At 67.0% G+C, this 23,634-nt stretch carries 28 protein-coding genes; 20 read left to right on the top strand and 8 right to left on the bottom strand.

Going from position 1 to position 23,634, the window contains the following annotated elements:
- Positions 1-89: 89 nt before the first annotated feature.
- The 4 genes from OHB24_RS20830 to ctaD all read left to right on the top strand — a co-directional run bounded on the left by OHB24_RS20830 (position 90) and on the right by ctaD (position 4,288).
- On the top strand, positions 90-1,127 hold the full coding sequence (locus OHB24_RS20830) for a sensor histidine kinase (protein ID WP_327640744.1): 1,038 nt from the start codon (positions 90-92) through the stop codon (positions 1,125-1,127).
- Positions 1,128-1,129: 2 nt separating this feature from the next.
- A complete protein-coding gene (locus tag OHB24_RS20835; protein WP_327640745.1) occupies positions 1,130-1,789 on the top strand; it encodes a response regulator transcription factor in 660 nt (219 codons plus the stop codon).
- Positions 1,790-1,952: 163 nt separating this feature from the next.
- Positions 1,953-2,435, top strand: coding sequence for a TraR/DksA family transcriptional regulator (locus OHB24_RS20840; protein WP_327640746.1), 483 nt, complete (start codon positions 1,953-1,955; stop codon positions 2,433-2,435).
- Positions 2,436-2,443: 8 nt separating this feature from the next.
- Entirely contained in the window at positions 2,444-4,288 is a 1,845-nt protein-coding gene (gene ctaD / locus OHB24_RS20845; protein WP_327640747.1) for an aa3-type cytochrome oxidase subunit I, read from the top strand.
- Between the two features lie 64 nt (positions 4,289-4,352).
- Here ctaD and OHB24_RS20850 read toward each other — a convergent pair whose 3' ends face one another.
- Positions 4,353-5,054, bottom strand: a complete 702-nt coding sequence (locus OHB24_RS20850; RefSeq protein WP_327640748.1) for a helix-turn-helix transcriptional regulator — start codon at positions 5,052-5,054, stop codon at positions 4,353-4,355.
- A gap of 86 nt (positions 5,055-5,140) precedes the next feature.
- On the opposite strand from OHB24_RS20850, the gene OHB24_RS20855 reads away from it, so the two are divergent.
- The 3 genes from OHB24_RS20855 (at position 5,141) to OHB24_RS20865 (ending at position 7,521) form a co-directional block, all read left to right on the top strand.
- A complete protein-coding gene (locus OHB24_RS20855) occupies positions 5,141-5,572 on the top strand; it encodes a DoxX family membrane protein (RefSeq protein ID WP_327640749.1) in 432 nt (143 codons plus the stop codon).
- 18 nt (positions 5,573-5,590) lie between these two features.
- Positions 5,591-6,223 (top strand): GTP cyclohydrolase I FolE, encoded by a 633-nt coding sequence (gene folE / locus OHB24_RS20860; RefSeq protein ID WP_327640750.1) that lies wholly within the window; start codon positions 5,591-5,593, stop codon positions 6,221-6,223.
- Between the two features lie 62 nt (positions 6,224-6,285).
- Positions 6,286-7,521: an NAD(P)/FAD-dependent oxidoreductase gene (locus OHB24_RS20865; RefSeq protein WP_327640751.1), complete on the top strand. Its 1,236-nt coding sequence runs from the start codon at positions 6,286-6,288 to the stop codon at positions 7,519-7,521.
- Between the two features lie 11 nt (positions 7,522-7,532).
- Here the strand turns inward: OHB24_RS20865 and OHB24_RS20870 are convergent, their stop codons facing one another.
- From OHB24_RS20870 to fdxA, 4 genes are all read right to left on the bottom strand, one after another.
- Positions 7,533-7,964: a hypothetical protein gene (locus OHB24_RS20870; protein ID WP_327640752.1), complete on the bottom strand. Its 432-nt coding sequence runs from the start codon at positions 7,962-7,964 to the stop codon at positions 7,533-7,535.
- 99 nt (positions 7,965-8,063) lie between these two features.
- Positions 8,064-8,369, bottom strand: coding sequence for a cupin domain-containing protein (locus tag OHB24_RS20875; protein WP_327640753.1), 306 nt, complete (start codon positions 8,367-8,369; stop codon positions 8,064-8,066).
- 62 nt (positions 8,370-8,431) lie between these two features.
- The gene (locus OHB24_RS20880) at positions 8,432-9,133 is read right to left on the bottom strand and encodes a helix-turn-helix transcriptional regulator (protein ID WP_327640754.1); all 702 of its coding nucleotides are present in this window, start codon (positions 9,131-9,133) and stop codon (positions 8,432-8,434) included.
- Between the two features lie 5 nt (positions 9,134-9,138).
- Positions 9,139-9,465, bottom strand: a complete 327-nt coding sequence (fdxA, locus tag OHB24_RS20885; protein WP_327640755.1) for a ferredoxin — start codon at positions 9,463-9,465, stop codon at positions 9,139-9,141.
- 87 nt (positions 9,466-9,552) lie between these two features.
- On the opposite strand from fdxA, the gene OHB24_RS20890 reads away from it, so the two are divergent.
- Both OHB24_RS20890 and OHB24_RS20895 read left to right on the top strand, forming a co-directional pair.
- Positions 9,553-10,278: a DUF2249 domain-containing protein gene (locus OHB24_RS20890; protein ID WP_327640756.1), complete on the top strand. Its 726-nt coding sequence runs from the start codon at positions 9,553-9,555 to the stop codon at positions 10,276-10,278.
- 46 nt (positions 10,279-10,324) lie between these two features.
- Entirely contained in the window at positions 10,325-10,678 is a 354-nt protein-coding gene (locus OHB24_RS20895) for a hypothetical protein (protein ID WP_327640757.1), read from the top strand.
- Positions 10,679-10,727: 49 nt separating this feature from the next.
- Here OHB24_RS20895 and OHB24_RS20900 read toward each other — a convergent pair whose 3' ends face one another.
- Both OHB24_RS20900 and OHB24_RS20905 read right to left on the bottom strand, forming a co-directional pair.
- The gene (locus OHB24_RS20900; RefSeq protein WP_327640758.1) at positions 10,728-11,093 is read right to left on the bottom strand and encodes a DUF488 domain-containing protein; all 366 of its coding nucleotides are present in this window, start codon (positions 11,091-11,093) and stop codon (positions 10,728-10,730) included.
- Complete coding sequence (locus OHB24_RS20905; RefSeq protein WP_327640759.1) at positions 11,090-11,542, bottom strand: MarR family winged helix-turn-helix transcriptional regulator; 453 nt, start codon at positions 11,540-11,542, stop codon at positions 11,090-11,092. Before OHB24_RS20905 ends, OHB24_RS20900 begins: the two co-directional genes overlap by 4 nt.
- 268 nt (positions 11,543-11,810) lie before the next feature.
- Here OHB24_RS20905 and OHB24_RS20910 point away from each other — a divergent pair, with 268 nt between their 5' ends.
- Genes OHB24_RS20910 through OHB24_RS20955 form a run of 10 tightly spaced genes read left to right on the top strand, consistent with a single transcriptional unit; the run spans position 11,811 to position 21,228 of the window.
- Positions 11,811-12,479, top strand: a complete 669-nt coding sequence (locus tag OHB24_RS20910) for a V-type ATP synthase subunit D (protein WP_327640760.1) — start codon at positions 11,811-11,813, stop codon at positions 12,477-12,479.
- Positions 12,476-12,856, top strand: a complete 381-nt coding sequence (locus OHB24_RS20915) for a hypothetical protein (RefSeq protein ID WP_327640762.1) — start codon at positions 12,476-12,478, stop codon at positions 12,854-12,856. Before OHB24_RS20910 ends, OHB24_RS20915 begins: the two co-directional genes overlap by 4 nt.
- Complete coding sequence (locus tag OHB24_RS20920) at positions 12,853-14,790, top strand: V-type ATPase 116kDa subunit family protein (protein ID WP_327640763.1); 1,938 nt, start codon at positions 12,853-12,855, stop codon at positions 14,788-14,790. The genes OHB24_RS20915 and OHB24_RS20920 overlap by 4 nt, the downstream gene beginning before the upstream one ends.
- A 13-nt stretch (positions 14,791-14,803) precedes the next feature.
- Positions 14,804-15,028 (top strand): ATPase, encoded by a 225-nt coding sequence (locus OHB24_RS20925; RefSeq protein ID WP_132194926.1) that lies wholly within the window; start codon positions 14,804-14,806, stop codon positions 15,026-15,028.
- The gene (locus tag OHB24_RS20930) at positions 15,025-15,588 is read left to right on the top strand and encodes a V-type ATP synthase subunit E (protein WP_327640764.1); all 564 of its coding nucleotides are present in this window, start codon (positions 15,025-15,027) and stop codon (positions 15,586-15,588) included. The genes OHB24_RS20925 and OHB24_RS20930 overlap by 4 nt, the downstream gene beginning before the upstream one ends.
- Positions 15,585-16,592: a V-type ATPase subunit gene (locus OHB24_RS20935; protein ID WP_327640765.1), complete on the top strand. Its 1,008-nt coding sequence runs from the start codon at positions 15,585-15,587 to the stop codon at positions 16,590-16,592. Before OHB24_RS20930 ends, OHB24_RS20935 begins: the two co-directional genes overlap by 4 nt.
- Before the next feature lie 28 nt (positions 16,593-16,620).
- Positions 16,621-16,962 (top strand): V-type ATP synthase subunit F, encoded by a 342-nt coding sequence (locus OHB24_RS20940; RefSeq protein ID WP_327640766.1) that lies wholly within the window; start codon positions 16,621-16,623, stop codon positions 16,960-16,962.
- Positions 16,959-18,737 (top strand): V-type ATP synthase subunit A, encoded by a 1,779-nt coding sequence (locus OHB24_RS20945; RefSeq protein ID WP_327640767.1) that lies wholly within the window; start codon positions 16,959-16,961, stop codon positions 18,735-18,737. The genes OHB24_RS20940 and OHB24_RS20945 overlap by 4 nt, the downstream gene beginning before the upstream one ends.
- The gene (locus OHB24_RS20950) at positions 18,734-20,149 is read left to right on the top strand and encodes a V-type ATP synthase subunit B (protein ID WP_327640768.1); all 1,416 of its coding nucleotides are present in this window, start codon (positions 18,734-18,736) and stop codon (positions 20,147-20,149) included. The genes OHB24_RS20945 and OHB24_RS20950 overlap by 4 nt, the downstream gene beginning before the upstream one ends.
- Before the next feature lie 47 nt (positions 20,150-20,196).
- On the top strand, positions 20,197-21,228 hold the full coding sequence (locus OHB24_RS20955; RefSeq protein WP_442913997.1) for a TerC family protein: 1,032 nt from the start codon (positions 20,197-20,199) through the stop codon (positions 21,226-21,228).
- A gap of 31 nt (positions 21,229-21,259) precedes the next feature.
- Here the strand turns inward: OHB24_RS20955 and OHB24_RS20960 are convergent, their stop codons facing one another.
- Positions 21,260-22,189 carry an alpha/beta fold hydrolase gene (locus tag OHB24_RS20960; protein ID WP_327640770.1) on the bottom strand — a complete coding sequence of 310 codons (930 nt, stop codon included), beginning with the start codon at positions 22,187-22,189 and terminating at the stop codon, positions 21,260-21,262.
- A gap of 220 nt (positions 22,190-22,409) precedes the next feature.
- Between OHB24_RS20960 and OHB24_RS20965 the strand changes: the two genes are divergently transcribed.
- Positions 22,410-23,456 carry an alpha/beta hydrolase gene (locus tag OHB24_RS20965; RefSeq protein WP_327640771.1) on the top strand — a complete coding sequence of 349 codons (1,047 nt, stop codon included), beginning with the start codon at positions 22,410-22,412 and terminating at the stop codon, positions 23,454-23,456.
- Positions 23,457-23,634 lie beyond the last annotated feature (178 nt).

The raw sequence follows: 23,634 nt of genomic DNA on the forward strand, positions 1-23,634 counted from the left end.
ACCCATTTCGGGCGCTCGGGCAGGCAGAGGTGGCAGATGAGTGCCAGCCCAGCTCGACTTGCGGTGGGGCAGGAGGCAGGCTGGGAGCCATGCACCGTCCAATGACCGCCGGCACCACATCTTCGCGGCCGGGCCATGAGACCACGGCGGTGACGAAGGGGGTGTTTGCGGTGTCGTTGTTCTGGCGCATCTTCGCCCTGAACGCGGTGGTGCTTGCTGCGGCGACAGCATTGTTGCTCTGGGCACCGGTGACCGTGTCTGTTCCGGTGCTGTTCACCGAGGCCCTGGTCCTGCTGGGCGGACTGGCGGTGATGCTGGTCGCCAACGCCATACTGCTGCACGTGGGGCTGGCACCGTTGGACCGGCTAAGTGGTCGGATGGCAACGGTCGATCTGCTACGGCCTGGGCAGCGCCTGCCGGTCGCCGGACGAGGTGCTGTTTCGCAGTTGATCCGAGCATTCAACGACATGCTGGCGCGGCTGGAGGCCGAACGTGCCGCCAGCAGTACCCGTGCACTGTCTGCGCAGGAGGCGGAACGGCGCCGGATCGCCCAGGAGCTTCACGATGAGGTCGGCCAAAGCCTGACCGCCGTACTGCTGGAACTCAAGCGCTCGGCCGAGCGAGTGGAGGACGCCGACCTGCGCGCGGACCTGCGCCACGCTCAGGAAACGACCCGGGAGAGCCTGGATGAGGTCCGCCGGTTGGCGCGCAGGCTGCGGCCAGGGGTGTTGGAGGATCTTGGTCTGGTCAGTGCATTGACAGCGCTGGTCACCGAGCTGTCCACGCACACCGGTCTCGTGATACTTCACCGTTTCCAGCCTGCTCTGCCGTCGTTGGACGAGCAGACCGAGCTGGTGATCTACCGGGTCGCCCAGGAGGGGCTGACCAACGTCGCGCGCCACGCCGAAGCCACCCACGTCGAGATCAGCCTGCGCCACAGCGAGGGAGCAGTCGGCCTCCGGATCCGCGACGACGGCTGCGGCCTCGGACTGTCCCACGAAGGGGCCGGAATCCGTGGCATGCGGGAGCGCGCACTGCTCGTCGGCGCCACACTCGACCTTGGTACCGCGCCGACAGGTGGTGCCGAGGTGAATCTGTTGGTGCCTCTCAACGGGAACGGAGCCTGAGCATGGCTGCGGAGGAGACGACCCGCATCCTGCTCGCCGATGACCATGCACTGGTGCGACGCGGCGTACGGCTGATCCTGGACAGCGAACCGGGCCTGGCCGTGGTGGCCGAAGCTGGGGACGGGAAGGAGGCCGTCGACCTCGCACGGTCTACCGAGATCGATCTCGCGATTCTCGACATCGCCATGCCGCGGATGACGGGTCTGCAGGCAGCTCGTCAACTGTCGTCGCGTTATCCCGACCTACGAATTCTGATGTTGACGATGCATGACAACGAGCAGTACTTCTTCCAGGCGCTCAGGGCCGGGGCGGCGGGTTATGTACTGAAGTCCGTCGCCGACCGCGACCTCGTCGAGGCCTGCCGTGCCGCGATGCGCGGGGAGCCGTTCCTCTACCCAGGAGCGGTTAACGCACTGATCCGCAACTATCTGAATCGGGTGCGCCTCGGCCAGGCCATCCCGGAGCAGATCCTGACCGCCCGCGAGGAGGAGGTCCTCAAGCTCGTCGCAGAGGGTCACTCGTCCAAGGAGATCGCCGAAATCCTGTTCATCAGTATCAAAACAGTCGAGCGGCACCGCGCGAACATGCTCCAGAAACTCGGCCTCCGCGACCGCTTGGAGCTCACTCGCTACGCGATCCGGGCCGGCCTGATCGAGCCCTGAACCCAGGTCCGCGGGAGGTTTGCCGATACCCGGCAACGATGGAGTCCGACCTTCGCCGAGCGGACGCGTACTCAGCCCGCGTGCGAGACGGCATTGTTGGAATCGTACGGATACGGAGGCGTGAATTTCGCGGATCCGCGATCCGTGGTGACGAGGAGGTTCGATGACCGACCTGGATCAGGTGGCACCACCCAACGCGCCAGATGACCGGCACGCCGTCGACTTGCAGTGGTACCGCCACGAGCTCGAACAGCAGCGCAGGTTTCGTCTCGATCAGCTCACTCACCTCGCGTACGACGCGCTGGCCGCCTCCGACGATGCTTTGAGTGAGGTGACAACGATGTTGATGAGAGCCGCCAGAGCTGCCCTGGCCGACATCGACGCTGCTCTCTTCCGGCTCGCGGTCGGTCGCTTCGGCGTCTGCCAGCGCTGTGGTCGCGTCATCTCTGAGGACCGGCTGCAGGCCATCCCGATGGCCAGTCTCTGCCTGCGGTGCCAACTCTCCAAGGAATCGGGGGAGCCCCACCAGCATCCCTGGCGCACCGGGACCATTCCTGCGGCATCGTCGTCGCGGCCGCTGCGAGACATCGTCGATGTGTGGGGCGAGGATTCGTTCCCCGCCAGCGACCCGCCGGCGAACTGGTGAGTCGGCCCGTGGAGACCACTCAGGCCGACGACAACGATCCGATGCATGAGCAGCTGACGCATGTCGCCGCCCACCACGACCTTGCCTGGTCCCTGACCGCCAGGGTCAGATCCGGCGAACCTGCCGCAAGACCCCGCCGGCCGTTGGGGCGTGCGCTGGTGCGTGTCCTCACAACCACCGATCACAAGCTGATCGGGCAGCTGTACCTGATCACGTCGTTCGCGTTCTTCCTGATCGGCGGCGTGATGGCACTGGTCATGCGCGCCGAGCTGGCCAAGCCGGGCCTGCAGATCGTGAACGAAGAGGTGTACAACCAGCTCTTCACGATGCACGGCACGATCATGCTGCTGCTGTTCGCGACCCCGCTGTTCGTCGGCTTCGCCAACGTCATCATGCCGATCCAGATCGGCGCCCCGGACGTCGCGTTCCCGCGGCTGAACATGTTCAGCTACTGGTTGTTCCTGTTCGGCGGGCTGATCGCGGTCAGTGGCTTCTTCACCCCGGGCGGGGCGGCGAGTTTCGGCTGGACGGGCTATGCCCCGCTGTCGAACGCGGTCCGTTCGCCAGGTATTGGCGGCGACCTGTGGATCATGGGTCTGTGGATGGCCGGTCTGGGCACGATCCTCGGTGCGGTCAACTTCATCACCACGATCATCACGCTCCGGGCACCCGGGATGACGATGTTCCGGATGCCGATCTTCACCTGGAACACTCTCATCACCTCGATCATGGTGCTGGTCGCGTTCCCGATCCTGGCGGCGGCGCTGCTGGTCCTGGAGGCCGACCGCATACTCGGGGCCCATGTCTTCGATGCCGCGAACGGCGGGCCGATACTTTGGCAGCACCTGTTCTGGTTCTTCGGCCATCCCGAGGTGTACATCATCGCGCTGCCGTTCTTCGGCATCGTGACCGAGATCCTGCCGGTGTTCAGCCGTAAGCCGGTCTTCGGCTACATGGGGCTTGTCGGCGCGACGCTGGCGATCGCCGCGTTGTCGTTGACGGTGTGGGCACATCACATGTTCGTCACCGGCGCGGTGAGTTTGCCGTTCTTCTCGTTCATGTCGTTCATGATCGCGGTGCCGACCGGGGTGAAGTTCTTCAACTGGATCGGCACGATCTGGGGCGGCTCAGTGTCGTTCGAGACCCCGATGCTGTGGTCGCTCGGGTTCATGACGACGTTCCTGTTCGGCGGCCTGACCGGCGTCATCCTGGCCTCACCAACACTCGACTTCCAGGTCACCGACACCTACTTCGTGGTGGCGCACTTCCATTACGTCGTGTTCGGCACCGTGGTGTTTGCGATGTTCGCGGGGTTCTACTTCTGGTGGCCGAAGTTCACCGGGCGGATGCTCGACGAGAAGCTGGGCAAGCTGCACTTTTGGCTGCTGTTCGTCGGCTTCCACACCACGTTCCTGGTGCAGCACTGGCTCGGCGTCGAGGGCATGCCGCGGCGCTACGCGTCGTACGGCGCCAACGAGGGCTTCACCACCCTGAACCAGGTCTCCAGCATCGGCGCCTTCATCCTGGGCGCCTCTACACTGCCGTTCCTCTACAACATCTACAAGACCGCCCGCCGAGCACCTTTGGTCGGCGTGGACGATCCGTGGGGCTGGGGCCGCTCGCTGGAGTGGGCGACCAGTTCGCCGCCGCCACGACACAACTTCATCGAACTGCCTCGGATCAGGTCCGAAAGCCCCGCGTTCGACAGGCACCACCCGGAAGTCGCGCTGGCTGAGTACCCCGCCAACCGCGCGCCGGCGGACAACCTGCTGGACGCCGGCGACGACGAGGGCCGCGTGGAGCATCTCGAGGAAACCGGCGGTATCGAGGCCGAAGAAGAAGACACGACGTGAGAATCCGCGCCTCATCCGGCAGCTGGCACGGAACTCAAAGGGCTGGTGCAGGTGTCCGGCAAGGTCATGAGCGGAATGTCGGATTGGGCTCCAGGCGGACGCAGCAGTGGCCGGGCTCCGGCTTGAGCCGAGCCTGTAGTTGCGTGGCGTCGAGGCCCGCCAGAAGTCCGTCGAGTAGGCAAAGGTTCATCTCACACACCAGGTCGGTGTGCTGCTGGGCCAGCGTGTGGAAAGGGCAGTTACCGAGCACGATCACGTCCTCGTCGGCGCGGGGCTCGAAGCCATGCTTTTCGAGGATCCGCATCACGGCATCGGAGCTGGCTTCCGCGCCGGCGGCACTCGGGGCAGCGGCAGCGAGTTCGGTGCCGAGTCGACGCGCTCGCCGCTCGAGTGCTGCTCGTGGCGATTCTCCTGTGGCCTCGGCGTCCTCGATAGCCGCCGCCAGCAGACCCCCCGCCAGGTCATAGCGATGTTCGGGCAGGGACACCTCGACGTGGCGCTCCGATCGTCGGTACAGCTTCGACGGCCGGCCAGCACCAGGCCCCGACCGGCCGGTGCGCCGCTCGAAGACGACGTCGAGCAGACCTTCGGCGGCGAGCCGATCGAGATGGAAGGCAGCAGTAGCGCGCGGCAGACCCAGCGCCGTCGCCGCTTCGTCTCGGGTCACCGCGGCTGCCTGTCCTACGACGTGTTCGTACAGGCGTCGCCGCGTTGGTTCCTCCAACGTGGCGATCGCCAGGATGCGCGCTTGTTTGGTGTCATCCACGAACCGATTCTAAAGCTAACTCCCATTGACGAAAACCCTTCCTGGTTCTAAAGTCAAAAAGTATCTACTTTAGAAGGAGGATGGTCATGACGATTACAGTGCGCAGACCTCACTCGCCAGGGCGGGAGGCACTGTCGGACCCGGCCTACCAGGCTTTCCTGGTCCTGCGAACCGTCTTCACCGTGGCCCCGATCCTGTTCGGCCTCGACAAATTCGCCAACCTGCTCACCGACTGGCCCGCCTACCTGGCCCCCTGGATCAACGACATCGTCCCCGGCTCCGGCCAAGACGCCATGTACCTCATCGGCGTCATCGAGATCGTCGCCGGCATCGCAGTCGCCCTAATCCCCCGCTACGGCGCACTACTCGTCGCAGCCTGGCTCGCCGGCATCATCATCAACCTGCTCACCCTCTCAGCCTTCTACGACGTCGCCCTACGCGACTTCGGCCTCCTCGTCGCCGCTGTGGCGCTCGCCCGCCTCGCGGTCAAGTACGCGCCGACGCGACACAGTTCCTAGCGGAGAAGGATCGAACGCATGACTCTCGTAGAGCCGAACCGCTTTGCGCAGCAATCGCCGAAGCATCAGCGGCTCCGCGTTGTCCCGGGGCGAGGTGCGATCGATCTGGCGGCCGCCGAAGAGGCGGTCGCTGATCTCCTGACTGCCCTGGGCAAGGACCCGGACGGCGAGCATCTCGCCGATACGCCGCGCCGGGTGGCCAAGTCGTATGCCGAGTTGCTGACGCCTCCTGCGTTCGAGTTGACCACCTTCCCCAACGACGAGGGCTATGACGAGCTGGTCCTGGCCCGAGGCATTCCGGTGCACTCTCTGTGTGAACACCACCTGCTGCCGTTCCACGGCGTCGCCCATGTCGGCTACCTGCCGGGCGACCGGATCCTGGGCCTGTCGAAGCTGGCGCGGGTCGTCGAGCTGTTCGCCCGCGATCTGCAGGTCCAGGAGCGGTTGACCAAGCAGGTCGCCGACTGGCTGCAGGAGAAGCTGGCGCCCAAGGGTGTCGGTGTGGTCATCGAGGCCGAACACCTGTGCATGTCATCGCGCGGGGTGCGTGCCGCCGGTTCGCACACGGTTACCTCGGCGCTGCACGGCCTGCTGAGAGACACCCCGATCTCTCGCCAGGAGTTCTTCGCACTGGCCGGCACCCATGCGTGAATCACCCAGCCCTGTCGGTAGATGCCCTGCCGCATCCGATATTTCGTCACTGGAAGGTGATCATGAACAAGGAACCAACCTACGTCATTGTCGGCGCGAGCCTGGCGGGAGCGGTGGCGGCTCAAACCCTGCGGGAACAGGGATTCGCCGGACGGATCGTCCTGATCGGCGACGAAACCGAGTTCCCTTACGAGCGGCCCCCATTGTCCAAGGGCTACCTGCTGGGCACCGACGAGCGGGCGAAGATCTACGTCCACGACGAGTCCTGGTACGCCGAGCGCGCGGTGGAGTTGCTCCTCGGCCGGCACGTGACGGTGCTGGACCGCGGCGCTCACGAGGTGGAGCTCGACACCGGCGAGCGGATCGGCTACGCGAAGGTGCTGCTGGCCACGGGGGCCACGCCGCGCCGGCTCCGGCTGCCGGGCGCCGACCTCGAGGGTGTGCACTACCTGCGACGGGTAGAGGATTCTGATCGATTGCGTCAGACCATCCGCGCAGGCGGTCGCATCGTCGTCGTGGGCGCTGGGTGGATCGGTCTGGAGACCGCTGCCGCGGCCCGCGAGTCCGGCTGCGAAGTGACCGTGATTGATCCGCAGCCGGCCCCTCTCTCTGCGGCTCTCGGGAGCGAGATGGGCGCGTTCTTCGCCGGGCTGCACCTGCGCCACGGTGTCGACCTGCGGTTGAGTCACACCGTGACCGAATTCCGGGGGGCCGGTCGCGTGACCAGTGTCCTGGCCGGCAACGGCGCCGAGTTCGCCGCGGACGCGGTCATCGTCGGGATCGGCGCAATCCCGAACATCGAGCTCGCGGAGCAGGCAGGGTTGAGCTGCGACAACGGGATCGTCGTCGACGAGATGCTGTGCACGCTGGACCCCGACGTCTACGCGGTGGGCGACGTCGCGAATTCGTATCGCCCCTTCTACGGTGGACATCTGCGGACCGAACACTGGGCGAACGCGCTGCATGGCGCGCCGTTCGCAGCCCAGGCGATGCTCGGTCAGCGGGTTGCCTACGACAAGCTCCCGTACTTCTTCACCGACCAGTACGACGTCGGCATGGAGTTCTCCGGCTGGATCGGCCCGAACGGCTACGACCGTCTCGTCACCCGCGGCGATGTCGCTGGGCAGGCATTCCATGCGTTCTGGCTGGCCGACGACCGGGTGGTCGCAGGGATGCAGGTCAACTTGTGGGACGACGGCATCGCACCCGTCGAGGAGCTGATCCGCAACCGGCAACCGGTAGATCCGGAGAGGCTTGCGGACGTCTCTGTTCCTTTGGCTGCGCACGTCATGGCCTAGCGAGTGGCGAATCAGCCGGCTACGAGTAGGCAGATTCCGAGTGCCGCCAATGTGAGCACCTTGGTTGCCTCGAGACCGACGTAGTACAGGTGCAGGGTCGACGCGGGCGGGTGCTGACCGGCGAGGATGCGGTCGGTGCGCCGGTTGAGGTGGGGCCGGACGGCGATGAGTTGTCCGGCGAGGATGACCAGGATCGCGGCGGTGAGAGCCGCTACGGCGCCGGTGGGCCGTCCTGTGACTATGGCCGCGAGCGCGACCAGCGCCAGACCGATCTCTACGCGGTTGAGGGCCTGGAAGACAATTCGGCCGATGCCGAGCCCGATGGGGATGGCGACACCTGGGGCGCGGAATTTGAGTGGCGCTTCCAGGAATGAGATCGCGAGCACCATTCCGAGCCAGATGAAGACGGCGGCGGTTGCTACGGCGGCTGCTGCAGCGTTCAAGATGCTCCTTCTGGATCCGTGAGGTTGCGTCTGCGATCGCTTGACCGCGGCGGGTTACGGCGGGTTGCGCCTGCCCGGGGGCGTGGTTGCCGACGGCACCTAAGCCGGGGGCCAGCCGGCGATTCGGGCGACGAAGTCAGGGGGTGAGGCGACGATCATCATGACGGCGGGTTCGGTTCCTGGGTTGGCCAGGCTGACTCGCTCCCCGGTGGCGATGTGCGCGACGGCGCCGGGGGCGAGACTATGGTGCTGGTCGCCTTGCCGCAGGTCGATCGATCCCGACAGGTGGACCAGGACGATCTCGGACGGTCCGTGGTCGTGTTCGGGCAGGCCGCCGCCAGGCGGGATCCACACCTGGACCATGGCGATCTTGCCGGAGGTCTCGGCGGCGACGAGAACCTCCATCGTCGGACCCCCGGGGATGGGTGCCCGACGCCGGGGTGTGGTGCCGATCCTGGTGAGGTACATCATGTGCTCCTGTTGCGGCGCTGGCGGGTGCCCATGCCGGTGCTACGGCTGGGGGAGAGGTGAAGGATGCAGGCGTCGGGCTCGGCGAACGGTTCGAGGCTGGTCGCCGTGATCGGTGCGCGGATCTCGGCGAGGGCACCTCGCATCAGGCCGAGATGCAATGGACACAAAGTGGACGAGTACTCTTCGGCGAGTTCCAGGAAGGGGCATTGCCGCAGTCGGATGCTCTCGGCTGCGTCGCCGTCGGCTTCCGGCGCGAATCCCAGGTCGGTCATCATCGCGGTCAACCGTTGCGTGGCCTCGGCGGCGCCGGGACGATGAGGCGGGGGGATGTGCTCGACCAGATAGCTGCCCCAGTTGCGGCCTGCGGCCTCGGCTGCGGCACCCGCATCGGGACTCGTGGACAGTTGGGCCAGCAGGATCTTGGCGAGCAGGTGGTACTGGCGCCGCCCGCCTCGGTCCATTCCGGGATGTGGTGTGTGCACGGTCCGTGGCCTGCCCCGACCGGTCGGGGCCTCGAGCCTGCGGTCGACCAGTCCTTGCTCCACGAGCGCGTCGAGGTGGAAGCGGACCGTGTTGGCATGGATGTCGAGTCGTTCGGCAAGCTCGGTGACACCCAGTGGAGCGTCGGAGGCTCGCAGGGCTTCGAGAAGCGCCTGCCTGCGTGGCTTGTCGCCGGTGGCCTGGTCAGTCCTGGTCATGGGGGTCAGCTTGCCTGCTCTTGCGGCGGCAGCGCCGCAATGAGGGGATGATCGTGTGTGATCGCGCCGATCTTGAAGGCGCCGCCCGGGGAGCCGACGTCATCGAAGAATCCGGCGTTCGCGACCTGGTAGTCCTTCCACTGCTCGGGCAGATCGTCCTCGTAGAAGATGGCCTCGACCGGGCACACCGGTTCACAGGCACCGCAGTCGATGCACTCCTCCGGGTGGATGTAGAGGGAGCGCCCACCTTCGTAGATGCAGTCGACCGGGCACTCTTCGACGCAGGCACGGTCCTTGAGGTCGACGCACGGCAACGCGATCACGTAAGTCACAGCAGACTCCCTCATCAGACGCTTGTAATTACTACAAATATCACATGTAATAATCATTGAAAACAACGACGTGAGGAGAGTGGCACGATGCCGGCTTCGGAGATCTTCATCCAGGCGACCGAGACCGATCCCGACGTGATCGCTCGAGGCGCGGTCCACGAGGCCCACGAGCGACTGCTGTCAGGACTGGCGGAGCTGACTACGGTGTGGTCCGTTGCTCAAGCTGCCGAGCCGCGGTCTGCGGAGTTGGTGGACTTCTGCATCCATGAGGTGCGCCGGTACCTGGTCATCGCGGAGCGGGACCTCTACGCGCCCGCGTCGGAGGATGACGAGACCCGGCTTTTGGTCGACGCTCTCCGGGTCGGAGCAGCGGGACTCAACGCGCAGATCGACGAATTGGCCGCGGCCGGCTCGGTTGATGTGGCGAGGCTCGGCGCGATGATCATGGCGGGCCTGGATATCCACCTCCAGATCGAGGAGTCGGTGTTGCTCCCCGCGCTCGCCGGCCTGCCTGGCGTGGATCCGTCGTTGCTGGCCTCAGGCCTGCGGGCTTACCTGGCTGGGGAGCAGGTTCAAGAGCCAACGATTATCGACGTACGGCGAATCGCCCGTGGCGGCCGCCATCCACGCGTCTTCGCCCGGTACGCCCGGCTGGCTCCGGGAGAGACGTTCATCCTGGTCAACAGCCACGACCCCAAGCCGTTGCGCCGGGAGTTCGAAACCATTCACCCCGGTGCCTTCAGCTGGGACTACCTGCAGGCCGGGCCTGAAGAATGGCGAGTCCGGATCGGCCGGGTCGCCGCCGATGCCTGAGGAGTCAGCGCCTGTTCCAGCTGGCCTCCTGCCCGACCGGCCAACGGTGAGGGTCCTGCTCGACGTGCACGAATTCGTCGATGACTCGTCCGTACAGTCTGGTGCCCGGTGGGCGCTCGCCGAGCCGGGTCGCCAGCTCGACGCGAACCTCATTCATCTTCGAGTCGGGCAGCGCGTGGACACCCACACCGAACCGGACCTCGACGTGGTCGTCGTCGTCATCGCTGGTGGCGGCACCGTCGGAACACCTGACGGAGAGCAGGCTCTTGCCGACGGCAACGTTGTCTGGCTGCCCCGCGGCTCGACCCGCAACATCACCGCCGGCAGCAGCGGCCTGTCTTACCTGACCATCCATCGTCGCCGTCCTGGCCTGCAGATCAGGAAGCGCCCCGGGCACTAGCTTGGCCGGAGTCAACCGGGCCAGTCGATTGGCCCGGCTGGCGAAGAGGTCAGCGCGGCTCATTCAACAGCCGGGCCAGGACCGCAGCCTGACTGTGGTCCACGTCTCTGGTCGCCGTCACCAACGTCAACGCGTCACGTTTCGCCAGCGTGCGCAGGTGGTCCAGCGCGGTCAGTCCGGCCTGTGTTGCCAGCTCATCGCGATAGCGTGCCTCGAACTGCGCGAATTTCTCCGGGACATGGCCGTACCACTTGCGAAGTTCCGTGGAGGGTGCGACGTCTTTGGCCCACTCGTCGATGGCTGCCGCTTCCTTGCGGACCCCGCGGGGCCACACGCGATCGACCAGCACCCGGATGCCGTCATCTGCGGCGGGATGATCGTAGATTCTGCGGACTCGGACAGTTCGGCGCGTCATGCTTCGCCACCAGTTGGTTCGCGCCAGACAGGCAGCGTCAAAGCGGTGCGCGCGCGCTGAAGCTCGTCGCGGTGCAGCGTACCCAGCTGGGCCATGGCCTGCTCGCCGTGCGGCGTGAGCTCCACCCGTACCGCGCGGGCGTCCTCCGGGTGGGGGGCCCGGTGTACCAACCGTTGGGCCTGCGCACGGTTCACGAGTTCCACGACGCTGTGGTGACGCAGTTGCAGGCGGTCGGCCAACTCGCTCAACGTTGCCCACTCACGGCCGGGAAACCCCTTCAACGCCAGCAGTAGTTGGTATTGCTGCGGGGTCAGGCCGTGCCCGCGGACGGCCTGCTCGCTGAAGCGCAGGTATCGGCGGATGCCGAAACGGAAACGAGCCAACGCTTCGAAATCGGCCTTCGTCAACGGCTCCGCCGTCTGCTCGTCGTTCCTGGTGCCCGGCTGCATCCGATCACGTCCTCAGCGATTCACCGGGAGAACCCGGCTTCACCCAAGTATATCGTGTTACGACATAAATGCGCGGATCGCTCCAGCTGGCGTCCCGAAACCTCCTGCCTGCCTTCTCGCGCGTGTGGGCCGGGCGAAGATCTGAAGATCGTCCATTGCCGGTTCTCGGCAATCAACGAGAGGCAACCTTCGCCGAACGTGCCAATACCCGGCGAAGCGGCGCCACGGCAGTGTCAGACATACCCGATCACGCATCCGGGAGTGTGTCATGGAGTCCCTTGTTGCCACCCGAAGTGAGTTGCTCGACCGTCGGCGGCGGGCGGTCTTCGTCGCCCAAGGCCGCGATCTGCTCAAAGACAAACGAACCGCGCTGGTGCGCGAGTTCCGGCACCACCAGTCCGAGCTGCTGGACGGATTGGAACGGCTGCGGACCCTCGCAGTTCAAGCTCGGCAGCGTCTCGACGAGGCCACCGCGGTCTGCGGCCCGGAGGCACTCGCCTCTGGCGCGCTCGCCGCCGCGGCCGGGATCGGCGCGGACCTGCGATCTCGGACCGTGGCCGGGGTCCATGTGTTCGACCTGCGCCACGACCCGGTCCGCCGAAACGCAGCCACCCGCGGCTGGGCACCGTCCCTGGTGTCAGCCCACCTCGACGCCGTCGCGCTGGCCTACGAGGAGCAGTTGGAATGGCTGCTGGATCTCTGTGCGGTGGAGTTGAGCGTACGTCGGCTGGCCACAGAGATCGCCCGAACCACTAAGCAGGTCAATGCGTTGGACAACATCGTGCTCCCGCAACTGCACGACGAGGCACGCCGGATCGCGCTCACGCTCGACGAGCGCGAGCGCGAGGAGCACGCCCGGCTCAGGCGGGCCCGCACCCGCCGGATCTCCCTCGAAGCGACCAGCGACGGGCCCGACCGCACTCGGAGCGTGGCATGAGCCGCGCGCACGATGACAGCGACACAGTCACCCAGGCGACGCCGCACGAGTTGGTGCGGGAGCTGGAGAACTCGATCGCCGCCCGGCTGGCCGCGGCGAACCAAGCCGGCGATGAGGTGGCACTAGCTCAAGTGCAGGCGGATCACCTCATCGCCGAAGCCGAAGCGCAGGCGGCGGAGGTGGCGCGGCAACGGACAACCGCGATCCAATCCGCCGCCCGCGCCGAGGCCGCACGGTTGACCGAGGCCGGACTCCGCCGCGCTGCCGACCTGACTGCGGTCGCCACGCGGCGCCGCGACCAAGACGTCGCAACGGTCCTCGCCGCAGTGCTGCCGCAACAGCCACGGTCATCCCAGGACGAGGCGAGCCGACCATGATGGTCCCACTCACCCAACTCGAGGTCGTCGGGCTCAGATCGCGCCTCGATGACGCCCTGACCGCCTTGCAGGAACTGCGGCTGGCCGAAGTCGTCACCATCGTCGATCCAGGCGAGACCCCATCCGACCTGGCCGACCTCATCGCCCGCACCGACGCCATGCTCAACTTCGGCGACCAGCCCGCGACCGGCACCAGGCTCAGCGACACCGCCTTGCGGACTGCCCTCGACCACCTCGAACCCTACGTGGCGAAGCTGCTGGCCGAAGAAGAGGAACTACGCGGCGAGGCCGAAGCACTGCCCCGGTCCATCGACGCCCTCGACGCGCTACAGCCGCTCGTGCCCGAACTGGGTCGGCTGAACGACCGGCAATTGGGGAACCTTGGCCTGGCCAGTATGGCTCTGGTCCTCGACGACCCGGACTCACGGATCGTCCCCGAGCTGGCTCGGCAACTCGCCGAGCTGCTCGGCCGCGGGCACCTGCTGGTCACCTCCACGCCGGCGCCCGGCAGCCCTGTCGGCTGCCTGCTGGTTCTTCGCCGCGGCGACCTGCCCGAAGTGAACTCGTTGCTCGGCACGGAGCGCATCGTCGAGGTCGGCGTCCCCGCCGCCTACGCCGGCAAGTCGTTGCGTGCGACCGTCGAGGCGATGCGCGAACGCCTCGCCACGCTGCCTGGCGAACGCGACCGCGTGCAGGCCGAGTTGGCCGCCTCGGTCAAGCCGGTCGCGGGGTCGCTGCACGCCACCATCGCCACGCTGCGCGCCCGCGCCGAACGAGCTGTCGCGGCCGCGCAGGCGGATGTGTCCGCGCGCACGTTCATTCTCAGGCTTTGGGTCCCGACCAAACAGACCGCACAGGTCGAGCATGCACTGGCCGGTCGACTCGGCCAGGCCGTTGCCGTCGAGCGCCTGGACACCGGTACACACGCCGAGGACCAACCGGTGCTGCTGCGGAACCGGCCCAGCTGGCAGCCGTTTCAGCAACTGGTCGGGCTCTTGTCCTGGCCGGCGCACCGCGACGTGGACCCCACAGGGCTGACGGCGCTCGCGTTGCCCCTCTTCTTCGGCGTCATGGTCGGCGACGTCGTCTATGGCGCTCTCCTGCTGGCCGCCGGGTGGTGGCTCAGATCGCACTGGGCTAAGAAGGGCACCCTGTGTGAAGTAGGCCGGGTCATGCTGCTCGGCGGTGCCTGGACGGTCCTGTTCGGCCTTCTGTATGGCGAAGCGCTCGGCAGCCTGGGCCACAGCATCGGCATGCCGGCCCTCTGGTTCTACCGAGGCGGCCCGACCGCGCTCCAGCCGTTGCTGCTGTTCTCGTTGGCCATCGGGCTGGTCCATGTCGTCTTGGGATTGCTGCTGGGTGTTTGGACAGCCGCCCGCGGACACCAGCACCGGCATCTGGCTTCGAAGGTGGGAACTCTTCTGGTCCTGGCGGGGCTCTTCGGTTTGGCTGGCGTCACCGCCGCGGGCTTCCCCGCACAGGTCCTGACTCCTGCGGTGGCAGCGCTCGTCGTCGGTATCGTCGTGGCCTGTGTGTCCCAGGGCGCGCTCGGGCTGCTGCTGGGACCGCTTGATCTGCTCGGCGCCCTCGGCAACGTCTTGTCCTACCTGCGGCTCGCTGCAGTCGGCCTCGCTTCGACGTACCTGGCCGAGGTCGCCAACCAGCTCGGCGCCCGAGGGCCCCTGCTGCTCGGACTCCTCGTCGCCACCCTGTTCCACGCGCTGAATCTCGCCCTGGCGGCCTTCAGCCCGACGATCCAGGCACTCCGGCTGCACTACGTCGAGTTCTTCGGGCAGTTCTACGAAGGCGGCGGGCGGCTCTTCGCACCTCTCGGCGGTTCCGTTGCCAGGGGCCTCGAGTCCAAGAGCGTCGCTGCACCGGCCTCCGCCGCCACCAACTCACCCGAGCCGGTCCCGGCCGGGTCACCTGTCTGAAAGGACAAACATCATGGAACTCGGACTGATCGCCCTCGCCGCAGGCCTCGCTGTCGGACTCTCCGCGCTGGCCACCGGCTACGCCCAGGCACGCATCGGGGCCGCAGCCATGGGCGCGGTAGCGGAGAAGCCTGAACTGACTGGCCGCGCGATCCTGCTGGTAGCCATCCCCGAAACGCTGGTGATCCTCGGGTTCGCGGTCGCAGCGATGATCATCCTGCTACTCGGCGGCAAGTGATGGCGCTGCGCGATCTGCTGAGCGCACTGGAGGAAGAGGGAGCAGCAGAGCACGAGAGGGCTCAGCAGAACCGGCGCCGGCAAGCAGCGGAGATTCTCGCCGATGCCCAGGAGCGAGCCGCCAAGGTCCATGAAGACGTCGTGGCAGCGGCCGAAACCGCGGCCCGGCAGGAGGCGGACGATCTGTTGATCACCGCGCGGTTCACGGCCCGTCGGGCCGTGCGGACCGCGCGCGACGACGCGTTGGACGAGGTCCTCGGCCAGGTACGCGAGCAAGTGCTCGCCCTGCCCGGCAGCCCGGACGGCCCGGCCATCGCGGCCGCCTGCCTGGAGGAAGCTGTCGCAGCGATGCCGCGGGCCACGACGGTGCATGTTCACCCGGCCGACGCGACGCTGAGGCTCGAGGCTACGGCCCGAGTCGTCGCCGACCTCGAACACGGCGGCGTCGTCGTCGAGGACGACCAGGGCCGCTACATCGATAACACCTACCTCACTCGGCTGGCGAACACCTGGCCGGAGATCCGTGCCGGACTGAGCAACTCCTGGGATCGGGACTCATGACGTCGCGGCCCGACTTCATCGCCGGCAACACCCGGCTCAGAGCGCGGCTGTCCGCGTTGCTCGGCCCAGTCGACTACGACCAACTCGCCGGAGTCTCCCGTGAGTCGGCCGCGGAACGGCTCGCGGGGTCGACGTACCGTCCCTATCTGGACCGCGACCAAGGAGGCGACCGCCAACTCCTCGAAGCGACCGGCCGCCGGCTACGGGAATTGCTGCGCGGAGTGCGGGGACTGTACGGCGGCACGGCCGGCATCGCGGTCGGGGTGCTGCTGGCCCGGCACGACCTGCACGACACACTCGCGCTGCTGCGCGGCGCGCGCACCGGGCAACCCTCCGCCGTCCGGCTGGCCGCCGTGATGGGAGTCGGTGCACTCGACCAACGAACAGCGGCCGACATCGCAGCAGCACCTGACGGCGCAACAGCTGTACTGCGGCTGATCACGCATCGGCTCCCCGATCCGCTGACCGCCCGGGCGCTACCGGCGGCCTGGGAACGCTATGAGCTACACGGCGACCCCGACGAGTTCGAGACCACCATCGCGTCAGCCGCGATCGACGGCTGGACCGACCGTCTGGAGTGGGTCGGCCGGGCCGCCCGTCCCGTTTTGGAGGTTGTCCAAGCCGAGTGCGACGGTGCCAACCTTCTCGCCGTACTGCGCGATCCGGCGCTGGAGATGCCGCGGCTCCTCCCCACTGGTCTGGTGCCCGAATCGGCGTTGCTCGCCGCCCGAAGAGGAGACCCGGGGCCGGCGCTGGTCGCCCGCCCCGGCTGGCGGCAACCTCTTGAACGGCACCTGGGCAACGAGGACCTCACCGCGCTCGAATGGGACCTGGACGTCGCCGTATGGCGCCAGGCCGTGCGCGGGCTGCGACGCGGCGACCCCCTCGGTGCGCACATCCCCGTCGGCTACGTGGTAGCCGCCGAATGCGAGGCGCGCACAGTCCGGCTCCTGCTCGCCGGCCTCGCCCCCAGCTACGACCTCCGAGATCTGCTCGTCCGATGACTACTACACCGACCGGAAGGACCAGCCCATGACTGACGCGCTCGTCATCGCAACCCCCATGACCGCCATCGGCTATCTCCTCGGCGGTGCACGGACAGTCACGGCCGTCGATGCCAACGAGACCATCGCCGCGGTCGCCGCAGCGATCGCGGACGGCCGTGCCGCGGTCGTTGCTGTCCACGGGGCACTCTGGTCAGCCGTCGCACCACAGGTTCGCGCCGACTGGGCCAGGCAGACCACACCACTCATCCTCAGCCTCCCGGATGAGGATGCCGACGTCTCCGCAGTCAAAGACGCGGCCCTCCGGGACCTGCTGGCCCGCGCGATCGGCTACCAGATCACCTTCACACCCAGCGGAGGCACCCCATGACGATGACCGGACGACACACCGGGGGCGGGAGCCGGCAGTTGGCCACCGACAGCGGACGGGTGATGAGGATCTCCGGTCCCGTGGTCAGTGCCACCGACCTGCCGAACACCCGCCTGTTCGACGTGGTGCGTGTGGGCGTCGAAAGACTCCTGGGTGAAGTCATCAAGATCGACGGCGAACTGGTGGTGATGCAGGTCTTCGAGGACACCACAGGAATGCAGGTCGGTGAACCGGTCGAGGCAACCGGCGAGCCTCTGTACGCCGAACTCGGCCCCGGACTCCTCGGCGCGATCCTCGACGGCACCCAACGACCGCTGCAGAACCTCAGCGCGGATGGCGACCTGTACATCGCTCGAGGCGCAGACCCGCCCCGCCTGGACCGCGACCTTCGTTGGGACTTCCGGCCCGCCGTCGATGTCGGAGACCGGGTCGGACCCGGTGACCTGCTCGGAACGGTCCCGGAGGGACGCGCCATCGAGCACCGAATTCTCGTACCGACAGACACCAGCGGGGTCGTCACCGCAGTTCGCCCTGGGGCGGCCACCATCCTTGATCCTGTCGTCGACATCGACGGTCACCCGGTGGCGATGATGCGCCGGTGGCCGTTGCGCCAGGCCCGCCCGGTCGCGAACCGGCTCCCCCTGACCGTGCCGCTGATCAGCGGCCAGCGTGTCCTCGACCTGCTCTTCCCAGTCGCCAGGGGCGGAAGCGCCATCATCCCGGGCGGCTTCGGAACCGGCAAGACCGTGCTGGAACAGGCCCTGGCCAAGTTCTCGACCGCAGACATCGTTATCTACGTCGGCTGCGGCGAACGCGGCAACGAACTGACCGAGGTACTCGAGGAATTCCCCGAACTCACCGATCCGCGCACCGGTGCCCCACTGATGGAGCGCACTGTCTTGATCGCGAACACGTCCAACATGCCGGTCGCCGCCCGCGAAGCCAGCATTTACAGCGGCATCACGATCGCCGAGTACTACCGCGACCAGGGCTACGACGTCGCCATGATGGCCGACTCGACCAGCCGCTGGGGCGAGGCGCTGCGCGAGGTGTCGAGCCGACTCGAGGAAATGCCGGCAGAGGACGGCTACCCCGCCTACCTGGCCACGCGCCTGGCCGGCTTCTACGAACGGGCCGGCGCGGTCCAATGCCTCGGCACGCCCGAGCGCACCGGATCAGTGACGATCGTCGGCGCCGTTTCGCCGGCCGGCGGCGACTTCTCCGAACCCATCACCCAGAACAGCCTGCGGCTCGCGGGCTGCTTCTGGGCACTCGACACCGCGCTGTCCCGACAACGTCACTTCCCCGCCGTGAACTGGCTACGCAGTTTCTCGCAGTACAGCCTCGACGAATGGTTCGACCGGGAGATCGGCCCGGACTGGTCCCCACTGCGCCGCTGGGCGGCAGCAGCCCTGCAAGACGAAGGCGCCTTGCAGGAGGTCGTGTCGCTACTCGGCGTCGAAGCACTGGCGGCCGAGCAACGGATCATCCTGCGCATCGGGCAAGCCCTGCGAGAAGACCTGCTCCAACAGTCCTCGTTCGACGACCTCGACGCGTCCTGTCCACCACAACGCCTGCTGGCCATGCTGCGCGTCATCCACGAGGCCGGCGCTGCGATGAGCTCAGCACTCCAGCGCGGCGTCGCCATCGCCAGCATCACCTCCGCAAGCGTGCTAGCCGATCTCGGCCGGATGCGCCGCTGGCCACCCGACAACGTCGACGACTCCGCCACACGCCTCAGCCGACGGATCGCCGAAGAAATGAGCTCGCTGTGACCACCGCCGAAGCCCAATCACCCTTCACTGTCGGGCACCGCACAGTGAAGCGGGTCGCCGGTCCACTCATCATCGTGGACGGGATGGACGGCGTCGGCTACGGCGAACTGGTCGAGATCGAAACCGGCGAGGGCCCAATCCGGGAAGGCCAGGTGCTCGAGCTCGACGGGTCACTGGCCGTCGTCCAGGTCTTCGGTGGAACCGTCGGAATCGGACGCCGCGAAACCTCCGTGCTCACCCGCGGCCGCGCCGCCAGGACGGGCGTTGGCACCGACTACTTCGGCCGCGTACTCGACGGCGCCGGGAGAGTACGCGACGGCGGCCCGCAGCCCGTCCCGGACGACTACCGCCACGTCAACGGCCTGCCACTCAACCCGATCACCCGCGCACACCCCGACCAGTTCATCGAAACCGGTGTCTCGGCGATCGACGGACTCGTCACGCTCGTCCGAGGCCAGAAACTGCCGATCTTCTCCGGTGCGGGGCTGCCCGCGAACAGCCTGGCCGCCCGGATCGCGGCCCAGGCACGCGTGCCCGGCGATGACGCCGAGGTCGTCGTCATCTTCGCCGCCATGGGCGTCACCCGCCGGGAGGCGGAGTTCTTCCGCACCGAGTTCCTGACCGGTGGCGCCGCCGCCCGCAGCGTCCTCCTGCTGAACCTGGCCGACGATCCCACCATCGAACGGCTGCTGACACCCCGGGTCGCGCTCACGATGGCCGAGTACCTGGCCTTCGAACAGCATCGGCACGTCCTGGTCGTGATGACCGACATGACCGCCTACTGCGAAGCGCTGCGGGAGATCTCCGCCGCCCGCGAGGAGATGCCGGGCCGCCGAGGATACCCCGGCTACATGTACACCGACCTGGCCTCCCTGTACGAACGGGCCGGTCGAGTCCACGGCGGTGCCGGGTCGCTCACGCAACTGATGATCCTCACCATGCCCGACGACGACATCACCCACCCGATCCCAGACCTCACCGGCTACATCACCGAAGGCCAGATCGTGCTGTCGCGTGAGCTCGACCGGCAAGGCATCCAGCCGCCGATCGACGTGCTGCCGTCGCTGTCCCGCCTGATGAACGCAGGCATCGGTGCCGGCAAGACCCGCGACGACCACCGCAGCCTCGCCGACCAGCTGTATGCCTGCTATGCCCGCGGCCGCGAGGTCCGCCGGCTGATGTCGATCGTCGGCGAGAGCGGACTGCCCGCAGAGGATCGGCGCTATCTCGCGTTCGCCGCAGCCTTCGAACGCACCTACCTCGATCAAGGACCAGATCGCCGTGCTCTGAGCGACACCCTGGAGATCGGGTGGCAACTACTGTCGCCGTTCCCGGCAGCCGAACTGAAGCGTGTCAGCGCTGAACAGTTGGCACGCCACCACGAGGCAGCCGCGCCAGCGACCGATGATTGATGGACGTTCCCCTACTGGTCTGGGCCCTGACGATCATCGGGATCTTGGTGCTGCTGCTCTTCGACTTCTTCTTCCACGTGCGCACCGCTCACACCCCGACGCTCGGCGAGGCAGCGATCTGGTCAGCCGTCTACGTGGGCATCGCCGTCTTGTTCGGCCTCGGCGTCTGGCTCCTGGGCGGCGCGACGCTGGGTAGCGAATACTTCGCCGGCTACATCACGGAGAAGGCGCTCTCGGTCGATAACCTCTTCGTGTTCCTCATCATCATGGCCAGCTTCAAAGTGCCGCGCGCCGATCAGCAGAAGGTGCTGCTCTTCGGCATCACCTTCTCTCTCTTCGCGCGCACTGCCTTCATCTTCCTCGGTGCCGCGCTGGTCAACTCCTATGCGTTCGTGTTCTACCTTTTCGGACTCATCCTGCTCGTCACCGCCTGCCATATGCTCAAACCCGGGACCACGACCGGCCGATCGGCGAACAACATCATCGTCCGCCTCGCCAAGAGATTCTTGCGGACCTCTGAAACCTACGACGGCGACAGACTGTTCACCATCGACCAGGGCCGCCGGGTGATGACTCCGATGCTGCTGGTGATGGTGGCCATCGGTGGAACCGACGTCCTTTTCGCGCTGGACTCCATCCCCGCGATCTTCGGCCTCACCCAGAGCGTCTTCATCGTGTTCACGGCGACCGCGTTCTCTCTGCTGGGACTGCGGCAGTTGTACTTCCTCATCGACGGACTACTGGACCGCCTCATCTACCTGTCCTACGGCCTCGCTGCGATCCTGGGATTCATCGGCGTCAAGCTCATCCTGCACGCCTTGCACGAGAACAACCTCCCGTTCATCAACGGAGCTCAGCCCCTCGACGTCCCCGAAATCGGCACCGCCGCCTCATTGAGCCTCATCGCCGGCATCCTCATCGTCACCGTCATCGCTTCGCTGGTCAGCGTCCAGATCCGCGCCGCGCGCGCCGTGCCACCGATTCCGCAGATCCAGCCCGAAGCTGCGGGATCCGTCGCGGATGGTGCCCGCGATGTACATGACTGTGAAGAGCACCCAGCTGACGGCGGTGCCACGTAGACGACCTCGTGTGAGGCGCGGGGTCGTGTGTTCAGTTGGAAAGGAACGCGGTCAGGGCCGCGAGCAGCTCCTCGGGTGCCTGCTCGGCGACCCAGTGGCCGGCGCCGGGGATCACGGCGCCTTGTATGTCGGTGGCGGTCGGCTGCATGCCTTCGCGTACGTGGTCTCCCCAGCTGTCGGCGCCGCCGATCGCCAGTACCGGCATCGGCAGGGGCCGGGTCGCGCGTTTCTTGTTCTGGGCCATCGTGGTGTCCCAGGCGCGGTAGAACCCGAAGCACCCGTGCAGGGACTCGGGGTCGAGGAAGCTGTTCACGTAGAAGTCGATGACCGCTTCCGGCAGCGGTTTGCCGCCCTGGATGGCGAACTCGTAGCCGAAGAAGATGTGCTCTTTGCCCTGGACGAGTTGCTCGGTCACCTGGCCGGCGCGGTTGAACGGGATGTGCCAGACCTTGTCGTTCAACGGCGCCGGGACGAACAGTGGCGGCGCGGGTGATACACCAGGTGGCCCGGGGATTTCGGCGACGGCGAGCCGAGAGACCCGGTCCGGGTGGTCGGCGGCGAGCGCGTAGCTGATGACCACGCCGGTGTCGTGGCCGACGACTGCGAAGCGTTCGTGTCCGAGGGCGTCCATCAGCGCGATCAGGTCACTGGCCAGTGTGCCTGCGTCGTACCCGTCGTCGGGCTTGCCGGTGCGGCCGAGGCCGCGCTGGTCGATGGCGACGACGGTGTGGTTCTTGGCCAGGGCCGGCATCAGGTGGCGCCACGCGTACCAGTTCTCGGGCCAGCCGTGGATCAGCAGCACGGCCGGTCCGTCGCCTCCGATGACCGCGTGCTGGCGCAGGCCGTTGGTCTCGATGATGCGGCTGCTGAACGTCTCGGCGAATCCGGCCGGAAGGTTAGGCGCTTGGGCGACGGTGCCCGGGCCATCGGCGGTGGCGAACTGGGTGAGATCTGTAGGCATGACAAGTCCTTTCGACAGCGTTGCGGGGTCGCCGGCGATTACTGAGGCCGGCTTCTCCATGCTCAGGTCCGATGCCCTCGCCAGTGACCAGGGAGACTCCCTGGTCCAGCTTCCGGGGCGGGGACCAGGGTTTTCGACCGGTGTGGATCGGCTGCCGACCTGGCAAGGCTTGTGAAGCACTCGACCACCCTCGGTCGGTGTTCCGAGATGGGGAGCAGTCATGAACAGTGGAGTATCGCGGCGCGTATTCACCGGCGGCGCGGCTGCCGCGGGAGCCGCGCTCGCCGGCGGCTGGGCATCATCGGCCGCGGCTGCAGGCAGCGGGCGGGTGGCCGGGGACTTCGGCACCGTCTCGACCGCGCCGCGGTTGCCGGAGGGCTTCACCCAGACGTTCCGGAGCCGCTTCGTGCAGGCCAACGGGATTCGTCAGCATGTGGTGATCGGAGGCGACGGGCCGCCGCTGCTGCTCGTGCACGGCTGGCCGGAGAACTGGTACGCGTGGCGGTTCCTGATGCCGGCCCTGGCGAAGAACTACACCGTGATCGCCGTAGACCAGCGCGGCATCGGATTGAGCGAGAAGGCCCGCGGTGGGTACGACGCGGGCACGCTCGCCCGCGACCTGGCTGAGCTGATGACTGCTCTGGGGCACCGGAGATTCGCAGTGTTCGGGCACGACACCGGCATGGTGATCAGCTACGCCCTCGCCGCGGACTACCGCGACCGTGTTGTCCGCCTGGCTGTCGCCGAGGTCCCCGGCCCGCCCGGAGTGGTGCCCGCGCCCGACTACTTCATCTTCCCGGCGCTGAACAACAAGCTGTGGCACATCGCGTTCAACCGGGTCGACGACGAGCTCGTCGTCGACATGGTCAAGAGCAACGCCGAGGCCTACTACCGCTACGAGTACTCGATCCAGGGCGGCGGCGCGACGCTACCGGACTATGCGATCAGGTACTACATCGGCCTGTACACCCGCGACCGCGACGTCCTCCGTGCCACCTTCGGGTTCTACCGCGCCTGGGACACGACCCTGAACCAGAACATCGAACGCGCCAAGACGGATCTGATCATCCCGGTGCTCGCGATGGGCGGGGCGAACAGCTGGGCTGAGCACGTCAAGGACGGCATGCTGCCCGCCGCGACGGACGTGACCGGCGCGATCATCCCCGGTGCCGGTCACTGGCTCGCGGAGCAAGCACCCGCAGCTACTCTCGCGGCGCTGACCCCGTTCCTGGCGCCGTACCGCGCCGCCTATCGCCCCTCGAGCTGAAGCGAGGAGCGGTCGCCGGTTTCCATCGCCGGGATGGTCGACACCGCTTACGAGTCCTGGACGGCGATGAGCTCGTGGCTGTTCCGATGAGGTCAATCAAGCTCTACGCTGGCCGAGGTGTCGCCGTGGATTTGTCACGCGTCTCTCAGACCAGTGATCGTCACGCGGCGGACGCGTC

Origin of the sequence: Kribbella sp. NBC_00482 (assembly GCF_036013725.1) — a bacterium.
Lineage (GTDB): Bacteria > Actinomycetota > Actinomycetes > Propionibacteriales > Kribbellaceae > Kribbella.

Excerpts from the sequence above, each read along its gene's own strand:
- OHB24_RS20890 (WP_327640756.1), top strand. The coding sequence starts at position 9,553 with ATGCCGGCTTCGGAGATCTTCATCCAGGCGACCGAGACCGATCCCGAC.
- OHB24_RS20875 (WP_327640753.1), bottom strand. The coding sequence starts at position 8,369 with ATGGAGGTTCTCGTCGCCGCCGAGACCTCCGGCAAGATCGCCATGGTC.
- OHB24_RS20960 (WP_327640770.1), bottom strand. The coding sequence starts at position 22,189 with ATGCCTACAGATCTCACCCAGTTCGCCACCGCCGATGGCCCGGGCACC.
- OHB24_RS20935 (WP_327640765.1), top strand. The coding sequence starts at position 15,585 with ATGACGTCGCGGCCCGACTTCATCGCCGGCAACACCCGGCTCAGAGCG.
- OHB24_RS20880 (WP_327640754.1), bottom strand. The coding sequence starts at position 9,133 with ATGACCAGGACTGACCAGGCCACCGGCGACAAGCCACGCAGGCAGGCG.
- OHB24_RS20855 (WP_327640749.1), top strand. The coding sequence starts at position 5,141 with ATGACGATTACAGTGCGCAGACCTCACTCGCCAGGGCGGGAGGCACTG.
- OHB24_RS20900 (WP_327640758.1), bottom strand. The coding sequence starts at position 11,093 with ATGACGCGCCGAACTGTCCGAGTCCGCAGAATCTACGATCATCCCGCC.
- OHB24_RS20940 (WP_327640766.1), top strand. The coding sequence starts at position 16,621 with ATGACTGACGCGCTCGTCATCGCAACCCCCATGACCGCCATCGGCTAT.
- OHB24_RS20925 (WP_132194926.1), top strand. The coding sequence starts at position 14,804 with ATGGAACTCGGACTGATCGCCCTCGCCGCAGGCCTCGCTGTCGGACTC.
- OHB24_RS20915 (WP_327640762.1), top strand. The coding sequence starts at position 12,476 with ATGAGCCGCGCGCACGATGACAGCGACACAGTCACCCAGGCGACGCCG.
- OHB24_RS20840 (WP_327640746.1), top strand. The coding sequence starts at position 1,953 with ATGACCGACCTGGATCAGGTGGCACCACCCAACGCGCCAGATGACCGG.
- OHB24_RS20905 (WP_327640759.1), bottom strand. The coding sequence starts at position 11,542 with ATGCAGCCGGGCACCAGGAACGACGAGCAGACGGCGGAGCCGTTGACG.
- OHB24_RS20835 (WP_327640745.1), top strand. The coding sequence starts at position 1,130 with ATGGCTGCGGAGGAGACGACCCGCATCCTGCTCGCCGATGACCATGCA.
- OHB24_RS20865 (WP_327640751.1), top strand. The coding sequence starts at position 6,286 with ATGAACAAGGAACCAACCTACGTCATTGTCGGCGCGAGCCTGGCGGGA.
- OHB24_RS20965 (WP_327640771.1), top strand. The coding sequence starts at position 22,410 with ATGAACAGTGGAGTATCGCGGCGCGTATTCACCGGCGGCGCGGCTGCC.
- OHB24_RS20830 (WP_327640744.1), top strand. The coding sequence starts at position 90 with ATGCACCGTCCAATGACCGCCGGCACCACATCTTCGCGGCCGGGCCAT.
- OHB24_RS20910 (WP_327640760.1), top strand. The coding sequence starts at position 11,811 with ATGGAGTCCCTTGTTGCCACCCGAAGTGAGTTGCTCGACCGTCGGCGG.
- OHB24_RS20920 (WP_327640763.1), top strand. The coding sequence starts at position 12,853 with ATGATGGTCCCACTCACCCAACTCGAGGTCGTCGGGCTCAGATCGCGC.
- OHB24_RS20945 (WP_327640767.1), top strand. The coding sequence starts at position 16,959 with ATGACGATGACCGGACGACACACCGGGGGCGGGAGCCGGCAGTTGGCC.
- folE (WP_327640750.1), top strand. The coding sequence starts at position 5,591 with ATGACTCTCGTAGAGCCGAACCGCTTTGCGCAGCAATCGCCGAAGCAT.